The following is a 12,982-nucleotide window of genomic DNA, read 5'->3' on the forward strand; positions in this document are numbered from 1 at the left end:
CTGGTAGGCCCGCATCCCTCCCCGCACGAACCGGACCGCCCGGTCGGTGGCCCCCAGCCCGGCCCGCGGCCCGCGCAGCTCGGCCACCGGGTCGGCCAGCAGCACCGGGGTGCAGTCGGCGGTCAGCACCGCCAGCGCGAGCGGCCGGTCGGAGACCACCGCGTCCACCGTCGGCGCCTCGCCGAGCGGCTGGCGCCCGGTCACCACCGCGACCTCGGCGCCGTGCACCTGGTTCATCCACACCACGTCGGCCGGGTCGATCCCCAGCCGCCGGGCGGCGACCGCCCGGTTGTCCCGGACGGCCTCCGGGTCGTCGCCCACCGCGCCGCCGAGGTTCAGCTCCCCGTACGGCGAAGTGCTCACCCCGCCCCACCGTGAGGTGAAGGCGAAGTGAGCACCCGCGCGGATCGCGTGATCGATCACTTAAGGAAATCCGGGACGTCGAGCTCCTCGGCCGGACTCTCCACGAACGGCTGCCTGACCGGCTGCACCTGGGGCGGCACCGGGGCTGCGGTCGTGGTGGCCGAGGTCTCGGCGTTCCGGCTCGACCCGGAGGACTCGCCCTCCGAACGGGACGTCACCGAGCCGATGGTCCCGTACGGGCGGCCGGCCGGGCGCTCCGGGGCGGCCGGCGGCGTGGCCGGGCGCTCCGGGGAGCTGGACTTGACCACCGGGTCGCGGACGATCGCCGGCGGCTGCCCGCCGTCGAAGCCGGCCGCGATGACGGTGACCCGGACCTCGTCGCCGAGCGCGTCGTCGATGACCGCACCGAAGATGATGTTGGCCTCGGGGTGGGCCGCCTCGCTGACCAGCTGGGCCGACTCGTTGATCTCGAACAGACCGAGGTCGGAGCCGCCCGAGATGGACAGCAGCACGCCGCGGGCGCCGTCGATCGAGGCCTCCAGCAGCGGCGAGGAGATCGCCATCACCGCGGCGGCCTTGGCACGGTCCTCGCCGCGGGCCGAGCCGATGCCCATGAGCGCCGAACCGGCCTCCGACATGACGGACTTGACGTCGGCGAAGTCGAGGTTGATCAGGCCCGGGGTGGTGATCAGGTCGGTGATGCCCTGGACACCGGAGAGCAGGACCTGGTCGGCCGAGCGGAACGCGTCGAGGACGCTGACCTGGCGGTCCGAGATGGACAGCAGCCGGTCGTTGGGGATCACGATGAGGGTGTCGACCTCTTCGCGCAGGGAGGCGATGCCGTCCTCGGCCTGGTTGGCCCGGCGCCGGCCCTCGAAGGTGAACGGACGGGTGACCACGCCGATGGTCAGGGCGCCCAGGGAGCGCGCGATGTTGGCCACGACGGGCGCGCCGCCCGTGCCCGTGCCACCACCCTCACCGGCGGTCACGAAGACCATGTCGGCCCCCTTGAGGACCTCCTCGATCTCCTCGCGGTGGTCCTCGGCGGCCTTGCGGCCGACCTCGGGGTTGGCGCCGGCGCCGAGGCCCCGGGTGAGTTCACGGCCCACATCGAGCTTGACGTCGGCGTCGCTCATCAGGAGGGCCTGCGCATCGGTGTTGATCGCGATGAACTCGACGCCCTTGAGACCGACCTCGATCATCCGGTTGATGGCGTTGACACCACCGCCGCCGATTCCGACGACCTTGATGACTGCGAGGTAGTTCTGCGGTGCTGCCACGTCGAAGGCCTCTCGCCTCGAATTTCCGGGTCGGCCCGCCCCGGAGCGGGGCCGTTCCGACGGATGTCGATGGGTAGGGAGCCTGGTTTCTGACTGAATGTCCGAAATGCCGACCGCCGACCCCAACCCTAAACTTGACCTTTAGGGTTAGTGCTGTGTCTCCGTCACGTCACCAGGAAACACAGTCTGGTGACACAGGACACTAGGTGGCTCCGGGCACGTGTTTCAACGAACACGCCGAGCTTCCCTTTTTCTTTTGAGCCTATGTGATCATCGGCCGGCATAGGAAACCGGGGGTGACCACCAAGAGTCGGGCCGACACTTCAAGGCGTCAACCCCTCCCTCAGGCAGAGAACCTACCGGATCATCCGGACACCGCCGGCGCCTCCGGCGCCGTCACGTCGAAGGTCGTGCCCTTCTGGTTCATCAGCGCGACCAGGACCCTGGCCTTCCGGTCGATCTGCTCAGGACTCCCCCAGCGCACCGTCGCACCCCCGCTGAGCTGCAGCTGGATGTCGTCGTACGAGTGCACCACCATCGAACCGGCCAGTTTGGCGACCTCCGGCGGCAGCCCGGCGGCCACCGCCACCGCGCCCTGCACCAGCTGCGGACGGGAAATCACCCCGTCCACGTCGTTCGCCTGCTGACTGAGTCGCAGCTCCACCACGGGAACGCCCTCCGGCGGGGCCTGCTCGGTGGCGAAGCTCACGCCCCCGGCATCCACCTGGGTGAACTGGCCGTCCTCACCCTTGACGGCGGCCACCGCCTTGCGCTCGACCACCTTCACCCGCAGGGTGTGCGGCCAGCCCCGCCACACCTCCGCCCTGGCCACCCGGGGGATCGCCTCCACCCGGTGCCTGACGTCGTCCAGGTCCACGCGCGCCAGCGGGCCGTCACCGAGCCCGCCGACCGTCTCGCGGACCTGGTCCGCCGTCAGCTTTCCGTCACTCGTCCCCTGGACGGCGACGTCGCGCACGTCCAGCACCGAGGAGAAGAACACCAGCCAGGCCAGCACGCCGAGCACCGCGGCGCCGAGCGCGCCCAGCACCACGATGCCCCGCCGGGAGAGCCGGAGGCGGGGAGCGGACTCCTCCACCTCCAGCTCCTCCTCCAACGGGTCGGCGAGCCGGCCGTCAGCCACGGCGGCGACCGCCGCGGTGGGCCTGGATCGCCTCGTAGACCATGCCGACGAGCAGGTCGTCGGCGTCCCGGCGGCCGAACTCGGCGGCCGCCCGGCTCATGTCCCACAGCCGCTGCGGGTCGGTGAGCACCGGCAGCACGTTCTGGAGCACCCAGTCCGAGGTCAGCTCGGCGTCGTCCACCAGCAGACCGCCGCCGGCCTTGACCATCGGCTGGGCGTTCAGCCGCTGCTCGCCGTTGCCGATCGGCAGCGGGACGAAGGCGGCGGGCAGGCCGACGGCCGCCAGCTCGGCCACCGTCATGGCGCCGGCCCGGCAGAGCATCATGTCGGCCGCCGCGTAGGCGAGGTCCATCCGGTCCAGGTACGGCACCGGACGGTACGGCGGCATCCCGGGGACGTCCGCCACCTGCGGCAGCTCGTTCTTCGGGCCGACCGCGTGCAGGATCTGCACGCCGTACTGCTGGAGCCGCGGGGCGATCGCGGTGATCGTCTCGTTGAGCCGGCGCGCGCCCTGGGAGCCGCCGGAGACCAGCAGGGTGGGCAGCCGCTGGTCGAGGCCGAAGTACTGGCGGGCCTCCGGGCGGGCGGCACCCCGGTCCAGGGTGGCGATGGTCCGGCGCAGCGGGATGCCGATGTACCGGGAGTCACGCAGCTTGCTGTCCGGCGTGGAGACCGCCACGAAGTCGCTGTAGCGGGCGCCGATCTTGTTGGCCAGGCCGGGGCGGGCGTTCGCCTCGTGCACCACGATCGGCACGCCGGCCCGCTTGGCGGCCAGGTAGGCGGGCATCGCGACGTAGCCGCCGAAGCCGACCACGGCGTCCGCGTTGACCCGTTCGATGATCTCCTGCGCGGCCCGGACGGTGCCGCGCAGCCGCCCGGGGACGGTGATCAGCTCCGGGGTTGGCTTGCGGGGCAACGGGACGGCCGGAATGAGCTCCAGCTGGTAGCCGCGCTCGGGTACCAGCCGGGTCTCCAGTCCGCGCTCGGTGCCCAGGGCGGTGATCCCGACGGACGGGTCGTGCCTGCGGAGGGCATCCGCGAGGGCCATGGCCGGCTCGATGTGACCGGCGGTCCCCCCGCCGGCGAGTACGACATGCACCGAAATTCACCGCTCCCTGCGTGCCGGCCCCGGGGCCGGGCGCGCTGTGGTTCGTCGTCGTGGCAGCACCCGGGCCAGTTGTCTCCTGATCCGGGAGTTCTTGCTCCGGGCGGCCAGGGCCGCCTTCGCGCCCGAGGAGCTGCGCGCCAGGCACAGCAGCACTCCGATCGCGGACATGGCCGACAGCATGGCGGAACCGCCGTAGGAGAACAGCGGGAGCGGGACGCCCGCGATGGGCAGCAGTCCCAGCGCCGACCCCAGGTTGATCATGGCCTGCGCCATGATCCAGGTGGTGGCGGCTCCCGCGGCGTACCTGACGAAGGGATCCTTCGTACCGATGGCCACACGGATACCCGCGTAGCCTAGTGCCGCGAAGAGACCGAGCACCGACAGCGTCCCCACCAGACCGAGTTCCTCGCCGGTCGCGGCGAAGATGAAGTCGGTGTGCGCCTCGGGCAGCTGGCCCCATTTCTCCACGCCGGCGCCCAGGCCGGTGCCGAAGCCTCCGCCGTTGGCGAACGCGAAGGCGCCGTGCAGGGCCTGGAAGCAGGCGCCCTCGGGATCGATCTTGGTGACGCCGATGCAGCTCAGCCGCTCCGCCCGGTGCGGGACGGTGACCACCAGGGCGGTGCAGACCACCACCGCCACCCCGACGGTGGCCACGAACAGCCGCAGCGGCGCTCCGACCATCCAGAGCAGCGCGAACACCATGGCCACCAGGATCATCGAGGTGCCCATGTCGCCGCCGAACATGATCAGCGCGAGCAGCAGCAGGGCGCCCGGCACCAGCGGCACCAGCAGGTGCTTCCACGAGTTGAGGGTGCCGGCCTTCTGCTTGCGGGCGAGCAGGTCGGCCCCCCAGAGCACCAGTGCGAGCTTGGCGAACTCCGAGGGCTGGAACTGGAAGAAGCCGAAATCCAGCCAGTTCTGGTTGCCGTTGATCCGCATCCCGATGCCGGGAATGGCGACCAGCGTGAGCGCGCAGATCACCGCGAACATCACCGGGTAGACGATCACCCGCAGCACCGCCACCGGGACGGAGGCGAAGCCGATCAGCAGGACCAGGCCGAGGACGGCCGCGATCAGCTGCTTGAGGAAGTAGTACTGCGCCGAGTGGTGCTGGTTCAGGGCCAGGATCTGGGAGGCCGAGAAGACCATCATCAGGCCGAGCACGACCAGCAGCAGGGCGCTGCCGAGGACCAGCAGGTACGGGGTGAGCGGCCGGTCCAGCCAGTACCGGACCCGGGCCCTGAGGGCCTGGACCCGGCCCAGCGGACCGGCCGACTTGTACTTGGTCGTGGTGGCGGAGATCACTCTCATCGGCTCGGCGGCGTCCCGCTTCACAACGCCGGAATCCGCTCTGCCCTGCCCCGCCACCGCTCCCCGCCCACTCTCTCCGGCCGACATCCGTGCCGGCCCGCCTACTCGCCCGCCAGCTCCAGGACGGCCGCCGCGAAGAGGTCGCCGCGCTCGCCGTAGTTGGTGAACATGTCCATCGAGGCGCAGGCCGGTGCCAGCAGCACGGTGTCACCCGATCGGGCGAGCGACGCGGCCGTTCGAACGACCTCGGCCATCGCCACCGCGCCAGTCTGGCCCTCGGCCGCCTCGATCACCGGCACATCCGGAGCGTGTCGCTCCAGCGCCTCCCGGATCAGCGCCCGGTCCTGGCCGATCAGCACCACCGCGCGCAGCCGCCCGGCCGCGCCCCGCACCAGGTCGTCGAAGGCCGCGCCCTTGGCCAGGCCCCCGGCGATCCAGACGACCGGCCGGTAGGCGGCCAGCGAGGCGGCCGCCGCGTGGGTGTTGGTGGCCTTGGAGTCGTCGATGTACGTGACCTCGCCGACCACCCCGACCTCGGCGATCCGGTGGGCGTCCGGACGGAAGGCCCGCAGGCCCTCCCGGACGGCCTTCGGCTCGACGCCGTACGCCCTGGCCAGCGCCGCCGCGGCGAGCGCGTTGGCGATGTTGTGGGGCGCAGCAGGGCGGCGGCGCGGAGCGCCTTCGTCAGAAGGGTGGTGGTGGGCGACGGGTGGGCAAACATCCTCGACGGCGCCCAGTTCGGCCGCGTTCTTGGCCCGGTCCTCGACGAAGGCCCGGTCCACCAGCAGGCCGTCCACCACGCCGAAGTTCGACGGGCCCGGCGCGCCGAGACCGAAGCCGACCGCCCGGCAGCCCTCCTCGACGTCGGCCTCGCGGACCAGCGCCTCGGTGGCCGGGTCGGCCAGGTTGTACACGCAGGCGACGACGTTGCCCTCGTAGATCCGGCCCTTGTCGGCGGCGTACGCCTCCATCGAGCCGTGCCAGTCGAGGTGGTCGGGCGCCAGGTTCAGCACCGCCGCCGCGTACGGGCGCAGCGAGGGCGCCCAGTGCAGCTGGTAGCTGGAGAGCTCGACGGCGAGCACGTCGTACGGCTCCTCGGCGAGCACCGCGTCCAGCACCGAGACCCCGACGTTGCCGACCGCGGCGGTGCGCTTGCCGGCGGCGGTGAGGATCGAGGCGAGCATCTGGACGGTGGTGGTCTTGCCGTTGGTGCCGGTGACGGCCAGCCAGGGGGCGGGCTCGCCGGTGCCGGGCAGCGGCTTGCGCAGCCGCCAGGCCAGCTCGACGTCGCCCCAGACCGGTACCCCGGCCGCCTCGGCGGCGGCGAACAGCGGGCTGTCCGGCGCCCAGCCGGGCGAGGTGACGATCAGCTCGGTGCCCTCGGGCAGGCTCGCGCCGTCGCCGAGCCGCACGGTGACGCCCAGCGCCTCCAGCTCGGCGGCCCTGGGGGCCAGGCCGGGACCGCTGCCGCCGTCCACGACGGTGACCCGGGCGCCGAGGCCGTGCAGGACGCGCGCGGCGCTGATGCCCGAGACGCCGAGCCCGGCGACGGCGACCGGCAGGCCGCCGAAGTCCGGGTTGGTCAGGTGGGAGTCTGTCATCCGGTCACCCATCCCGCGTAGAACAGGCCGAGGCCGACGGCGACGCACAGGCCCTGGATGATCCAGAACCGGACCACGATCAGGACCTCGGTCCAGCCCTTGAGTTCGAAGTGGTGCTGCAACGGCGCCATCTTGAAGACGCGCTTGCCGGTCATCCGGAAGGAGCCGACCTGGATGATCACCGACAGGGTGATGATCACGTAGAGGCCGCCGAGCAGGGCGAGCAGCAGCTCGGTGCGGGAGCAGATCGCCAGACCGGCCAGGGCGCCGCCGAGGGCGAGCGAGCCGGTGTCACCCATGAAGATCTTGGCGGGCGAGGTGTTCCACCACAGGAAGCCGAAGCAGGAGCCCATCAGGGCGGAGGCCACGACGGCGAGGTCCAGTGGGTCTCGGATGTCGTAGCAGTTGGCGGTCGCGGTGATCGCGTAGGCGCAGCTCTGGGTGTGCTCCCAGATGCCGATGAAGGTGTAGGCGCCGAAGACCATCACCGAGGCACCGGTGGCGAGGCCGTCCAGACCGTCCGTCAGGTTCACGCCGTTCGACATCGCGGCGATCATGAAGTACGCGAAGATGACGAACAGGACGGGACCGACGGCCCACTTGAAGTCCCGGACGAAGGAGAGGCTCTGGGACGCCGGGTTGAGACCGCGGTCGTCCGGGAACTGCATCGCCAGCACGGCGAACCCGAGGCCGACGATCGACTGCCCGGCCAGCTTCGCCTTGGCCCGCAGGCCCAGCGAGCGGCGCTTGACCACCTTGATGTAGTCGTCCAGGAAGCCGACCAGGCCGAGGCCCGCGGTCAGGAAGAGCACCAGCAGCCCGGAGGCCGTCGGGCTCTCGCCCGTTATCGCCTTCGTGGCGAAGTACGCGATCAGGGTCGCCAGGATGAAGGCGATGCCGCCCATGGTGGGCGTGCCCTTCTTGCTGTGGTGCGCCTTGGGGCCGTCGTCACGGATGTACTGGCCGTAGCCGTGCTTGGCGAGCACCTTGATCAGGGCCGGGGTGCCGAGCAGCGACAGGATGAGACCGATCATCCCGGAGAAAAGGATCTGCTTCATTATTCGGTCACACCGTCCGCCAGGAGGGTCTCGGCCACCTTCTCCAGCCCCACCGAACGGGAAGCCTTCACCAGGACCACATCCCCCGGCCGAAGCTGACTGCGCAGCAGCTCGACCGCCGCGTCCGCGTCGGACACCAGCACCGACTCCTCACCCCACGAACCTTCGTTCCTCGCGCCGAGTTCCATGCAGGCCGCATCGCGTCCGCCGACCGCCACCAGCTTGGTGACGTCCAGCCGGACGGCGAGCCGCCCGATGGCGTCGTGCTCGGCCAGGCTCTCCTCGCCGAGCTCCCGCATCTCGCCGAGCACCGCCCAGGTGCGGCGGCGCTCCGGGCCCCTGCCCCCCATCGAGACCAGAGCCCGCAGCGCGGCCCGCATCGAGTCGGGGTTCGCGTTGTAGGCATCGTTCACGACGGTGACACCATCGGCCCGGTCGACGACCTCCATGCGCCAGCGGGACAGCGCACCCGCCTCGCCCAGGGCGGCGGCGGTGTCGTCGACGGACATCCCGAGCTCCACCGCCACCGCGGCGGCGGCGAGGGCGTTCGAGACGTGGTGCTCACCGTACAGGCGCAGCTGCACGGGCGCGGAACCGGCCGGGGTGGTGAGCGTGAACGACGGCCGCCCGGTGGCGTCCAGACGAACGTTCACGGCCCGTACGTGGGCATCCGGTGATTCCCCGAACAGGACCACCTTCGCCTTGGTACGGGAGGCCATCGCGCGCACCAGCCGGTCGTCCGCGTTGAGGATCGCGACGCCGTCGGCGGGCAGCGCCTCGACCAGTTCGCCCTTGGCCTCGGCGATCGCCTCCTGGGAGCCGAACTCGCCGACGTGGGCGGTGCCGACGTTGAGGACGAGGCCGATCCGGGGCGGGGTGATCGAGGTGAGGTACTCGATGTCGCCCTTGTGCCGGGCGCCCATCTCCATGACCAGGTGCCGGGTGCCGGCCTCGACCCGCAGCGCGGTCATCGGGTGGCCGATCTCGTTGTTGAGCGAGCCGGGCGGGTAGACGGTCTCGCCGCGGCGCTGGAGCAGCTGGGCGATCAGGTCCTTGGTGCTGGTCTTGCCGGCCGAGCCGGTCAGCGCGACGACGGCGGTGCCGTCGGCACGGGCGACGACGGCGCGGGCCAGCCTGCCGAGCGCCTCCACCACACTGTCGACCAGGACGGCGGGCACGCCGACCGGCCGGGAGGCCAGCACCGCGAGGGCGCCGTCCTCGACCGCCTTGGCCGCGTAGTCGTGGCCGTCCGCGTGCTCGCCGACGAAGGCCGCGAACAGGCCGCCGGGGCTCACCTTCCGCGAGTCGACCTCGACCGGGCCGGTGACCAGGGCGTCCGGGTCGGCGCCGTCCAGCGTGCCTCCGACGGCTGCGGCCACCTCGGCGAGGGTCAGTGCGATCACTGCTGCTCTACTCCTCGGTCGCCCCGCGCGGCCGTGGTCCGCGCGATGGACTCGCGCAGCACCTCCCGGTCGTCGAAGGGGCGGATCTCGTCTCGTACGTACTGCCCGAGCTCGTGGCCCTTGCCGGCCACCAGCACGATGTCTCCCGCCTCGGCGCGGGCGACGGCGAGTTCGATCGCCTCGGCCCGGTCGGGGACGACCAGGACGGCCCCGCGCTCGGCCTCGGGCACCGAGGCGGCGCCGGTCAGCATGGTGGCGAGGATCGCCAACGGGTCCTCGCTGCGCGGGTTGTCGCCGGTCAGCAGGGCGGTGTCGGCGAGGCGGGCGGCGATGGCGCCCATCGAGCCGCGCTTGTGCGGGTCGCGGTCGCCGCCGCAGCCGACCACGACGTGCAGCCGGCCCTCGGTGACCTCGCGCAGCGAGGCGAGGACGGCCTGGAGGGCGTCCGGCTTGTGCGCGTAGTCGACGACGGCGACGAAGGGCTGTCCGGCGTCCACCCGCTCCAGCCGGCCCGGCACGCCGGGGACGGCGGCGACGCCGGCCACGGCCCGCTCCAGCGGCAGCCCGGCGGCGACCAGCACGGTGATCGCGGCGAGCGCGTTGGCGACGTTGAACGGTCCCGGGAGCGGGACGGAGGCGTCGGCCCCGGCGCCGTCCGGGCCGAGCACCCTGAAGGTGGAGCCGACCGGGCCGAGCCGGACGTCCACGGCCCGCCAGTCGGCCCCGGCAGCGCCGGTCGCGGAGAAGGTGGTCACCGGGATCTTGGCCTCGGCGGCGAGCCGGCGGCCGTACGCGTCGTCCAGGTTGACCACGCCGTGGCGGGACTTCCCGGGCTGGAAGAGCCGGGCCTTCGCCTGGAAGTAGTCCTCCATGTCCGGGTGGAAGTCGAGGTGCTCGGGGGTCAGGTTGTTGAACAGCGAGACGTCGTACGCGACCCCGTCGGTGCGGCCGAAGACCAGGGCGTGGCTGGAGACCTCCATGGTCACCGCGTCGGCGCCGCGCTCGGCCATCACGCCGAGGATCGCGTGCAGGTCGGTGGCCTCGGGGGTGGTGCGCTCGCTCTTGATCCGCTCCTCGCCGACCCGCATCTCGACGGTGCCGATCACACCCGGGCCGCGCCCGGCGCCGCGCAGGCCGCCCTCGACCAGGTACGAGGTGGTGGTCTTGCCGTTGGTGCCGGTCAGCCCGATCATCAGCAGCCGCTCGGAGGGGCGGCCGTAGACGATCGCGGCCAGCTCGCCCATGACGGCCCGCGGCCGGTCCACGACCAGCAGCGGCAGGCCGGTGGCGGCCGCCTGCTCGGCGCCGGCCGGGTCGGTGAGCACCGCCACCGCGCCGGCCCCCGCGGCCGTGGCGGCGAAGGCCGCGCCGTGGTGGTTGGCGCCCGGGAAGGCCACGTACACGTCGCCCGGGCGCACCGCGCGGGAATCGTGGGTGACGCCGGTGACGGCGCCGCCCTCGACGGGCGGCAGGCCCAGTTCGGCGGCCAGTTTCGCGAGCGGCAGGGCGGTGGTCCCGGTCGGGCGGGGCGGACTCACGGTGGTTTGATCGGGTTTCGGCACGGCGGGAAGGCTATCCGCCGAAGGGTGTCCAGGGCCAAACCGGCCCTCCTCCGCGCCGCGCTCCAGCCCCGCCCGCTCGTTGCTCATCGTTCGATCACGGCTTCCACTCGACGGCCAGGTTGGGCGCCGGGCTGCCGCTCGGCGGGACCTGCATGGTCTTCAGGGTGAACTCCATCACCTGCTTGAACACCGGGCCGCACAGCTGGCCGCCGAAGTGGCCGTTGACCGGGCCCTGGAGGGTGCAGGAGACGGTGTACCTGGGGGCGTCCGCGGGGGCGAAGCCGATGAAGGAGGCGGTGAAGCCGTCGTAGCCCTTGCCGTCGGCGGCACCCCGGTCGGCGGTGCCGGTCTTGCCCGCGACCCGGTAGCCCGGGATGGCGGCCTTGCCGCCGGTGCCCTGCTCGTCGTCGACGACCGACTCCAGCATCGAGGTGAGGGTCCTGGCCGTCTCCGGGCTGACCACCTGGGTCTGCGCCCCCGGTGTGCTCGGCGTGTACTTGCCGTTCGGGTCGGTGAGGCCCTGGACGACGCTGGGCGCGACCCGCACCCCGCCGTTGGCGATGGTCGAGTAGACCGAGGTGGCCTGGAGCGCGTTCATCTGCAGCGGGCCCTGGCCGAAGGAGATGTTGTACTTCTCCGAGGCGACCAGGTCCTCCGGCTTCTTGAGCATCCCGGAGGCCTCCCCGGGGAAGCCCAGGCCGGTCGGCTCGGCCACGCCGAACTTGCGCATGTAGCCGTCCAGCACCTGGTTGGCCTTCAGCTGGTCCCCGTCGCCGAGGGTCTCGACCGCCTCGATGGTGCCGATGTTGGAGGACTTGGCCAGCACCCCGGCCAGGGTCAGGTACCAGGGGTCGTGGTTGACGTCGTCCTTGAACTGCTGCCCGGCCCTGACCAGCCGGTTGGGCACGGTGACCTTGGTGTCCCAGGTGGCCTTCCCGCTGTCCAGCACGGCGGCCAGGCTCATCAGCTTGGCGGTGCTGCCGGGCTCGTACGCGTCGACCAGGGCGGGGTTTCCGAGGTCGGCCTGCTTGGACAGGCTCAGGTCGTTCGGGTTGAAGCCGGGCGCGCTGGCCATCGCGAGGACCTGACCGGTCTTCACGTCCTGGACCACCACGTAGCCCTTCTCCGCGCCGGAGTTGGCCACCTGGTCGGCGATCGCCCGCTGGGCGGCCCACTGGATGTCCCGGTTGATGGTCAGCTTGACGTCGCTGCCCGGCACGGCGGGCTCCATCGAGCCACCCGCGGTGGGCACCAGCCGCCCGCCCGACTGGGCGTAGCTGCTGTGGCCGTCCTTGCCGGCCAGCAGCTTCTGGTACTGGAGTTCCAGGCCGCCGGCGCCCTCGCCCTCGGCGTTGACGAAGCCGACCAGGTTGGCGGCCAGCCCGTCCGCCGGGTAGATCCGCTTCTGGGTCTCCCGGTTGAACACCCCGGCCAGCGGGTTGGCGCACTCGTTGTCCACCCGGGTGCGCCCGCCCTGGTCGGCGGGCTTGCCGAGCAGCTTCTTCTGGGCCTGGCAGGCCCGCGAGCCGGCCTGCTTCTCCAGGCTCGACTTGAGGTCGCTGATCTGCTTCCTGGTGGCCGGGGTCTGCTGGGGGGCGAGCCGCTTGTACCGGCTCTTGGGGGTGTGCAGGTCGGTGGCGATCTTCTCCTTGGGCACGCCGAGGATCGGCGACAGCAGCGCGGCCGCCTGCTCCGGCGCGTCCGGGATGCCGGTCGCCTCCGGGGTGAACATCGCCGGGTCGGCGGTGATGTCGTACGCGTCCACGGTGGCCGCCAGGGCGACCCCGTCGGAGGACGTTATCGAGCCGCGCTCGGCGGTGATCGGGATGTTCAGGTAGCGGTTGGTGTTGGCGTCGGCGGCCAGCGCGTCGGCGTCCACCAGCTGGAGCTGTACCAGGCGCCCCGCGAAGACGGAGAACACCAGCGACAGCACCACGGTGATCACCTTCAGCCGGCGCTTGGGCTCGGCCAGCTTGAGTGCCTTGGGGCGCAGCGGCGGACGGCTCTTCGGGCGCACCGCCGCCTGGCTGCGGGCCGGCGGGCGGCCCTCGGGGCGGCGCTGCTGCGGCGCCCGCGGGGTACGGCCGGCGGAGGCGGACCTGGCTGGCTGGGCCTTGGCCGACTGGCTGCGGGCGGGCTGGCCCTTCGCGGGCTG

10 protein-coding genes are annotated in these 12,982 nt (G+C 72.1%); all 10 read right to left on the minus strand.

Annotated features, from left to right (window positions below; translation table 11 throughout):
- On the minus strand, positions 1–423 hold a 423-nt coding region (locus BU198_RS34825), incomplete at its 3' end, for a polyphenol oxidase family protein (protein ID WP_411293268.1).
- Positions 420–1,643, minus strand: a complete 1,224-nt coding sequence (ftsZ, locus tag BU198_RS34830; RefSeq protein WP_188300853.1) for a cell division protein FtsZ — start codon at positions 1,641–1,643, stop codon at positions 420–422. The genes BU198_RS34825 and ftsZ, both read right to left, overlap by 4 nt.
- Before the next feature lie 364 nt (positions 1,644–2,007).
- Complete coding sequence (locus tag BU198_RS34835; RefSeq protein ID WP_188300854.1) at positions 2,008–2,784, minus strand: cell division protein FtsQ/DivIB; 777 nt, start codon at positions 2,782–2,784, stop codon at positions 2,008–2,010.
- A complete protein-coding gene (gene murG / locus BU198_RS34840; RefSeq protein ID WP_188300855.1) occupies positions 2,777–3,883 on the minus strand; it encodes an undecaprenyldiphospho-muramoylpentapeptide beta-N-acetylglucosaminyltransferase in 1,107 nt (368 codons plus the stop codon). Before murG ends, BU198_RS34835 begins: the two co-directional genes overlap by 8 nt.
- 6 nt (positions 3,884–3,889) lie before the next feature.
- Positions 3,890–5,203, minus strand: a complete 1,314-nt coding sequence (gene ftsW / locus BU198_RS34845) for a putative lipid II flippase FtsW (RefSeq protein ID WP_188300856.1) — start codon at positions 5,201–5,203, stop codon at positions 3,890–3,892.
- 101 nt (positions 5,204–5,304) lie between these two features.
- On the minus strand, positions 5,305–6,804 hold the full coding sequence (gene murD, locus BU198_RS34850) for a UDP-N-acetylmuramoyl-L-alanine--D-glutamate ligase (RefSeq protein WP_223245359.1): 1,500 nt from the start codon (positions 6,802–6,804) through the stop codon (positions 5,305–5,307).
- Positions 6,801–7,862, minus strand: a complete 1,062-nt coding sequence (gene mraY / locus BU198_RS34855) for a phospho-N-acetylmuramoyl-pentapeptide-transferase (RefSeq protein ID WP_188300858.1) — start codon at positions 7,860–7,862, stop codon at positions 6,801–6,803. The genes murD and mraY overlap by 4 nt, the downstream gene beginning before the upstream one ends.
- Positions 7,862–9,265 (minus strand): UDP-N-acetylmuramoyl-tripeptide--D-alanyl-D-alanine ligase, encoded by a 1,404-nt coding sequence (locus BU198_RS34860; protein WP_188300859.1) that lies wholly within the window; start codon positions 9,263–9,265, stop codon positions 7,862–7,864. Before BU198_RS34860 ends, mraY begins: the two co-directional genes overlap by 1 nt.
- Positions 9,262–10,827, minus strand: a complete 1,566-nt coding sequence (locus tag BU198_RS34865; RefSeq protein ID WP_411293269.1) for a UDP-N-acetylmuramoyl-L-alanyl-D-glutamate--2,6-diaminopimelate ligase — start codon at positions 10,825–10,827, stop codon at positions 9,262–9,264. Before BU198_RS34865 ends, BU198_RS34860 begins: the two co-directional genes overlap by 4 nt.
- 94 nt (positions 10,828–10,921) lie before the next feature.
- A partial coding sequence (locus tag BU198_RS34870) for a peptidoglycan D,D-transpeptidase FtsI family protein (protein WP_223245360.1) occupies positions 10,922–12,982 on the minus strand: 2,061 nt, incomplete at its 5' end.

Origin of the sequence: Streptomyces sp. CBMA156, from assembly GCF_014596515.1 — a bacterium.
GTDB lineage: Bacteria > Actinomycetota > Actinomycetes > Streptomycetales > Streptomycetaceae > Kitasatospora.

Coding starts and splice junctions, on each gene's coding strand:
- ftsW (WP_188300856.1), bottom strand. CDS start 5,203: ATGAGAGTGATCTCCGCCACCACGACCAAGTACAAGTCGGCCGGTCCG.
- murD (WP_223245359.1), bottom strand. CDS start 6,804: ATGACAGACTCCCACCTGACCAACCCGGACTTCGGCGGCCTGCCGGTC.
- mraY (WP_188300858.1), bottom strand. CDS start 7,862: ATGAAGCAGATCCTTTTCTCCGGGATGATCGGTCTCATCCTGTCGCTG.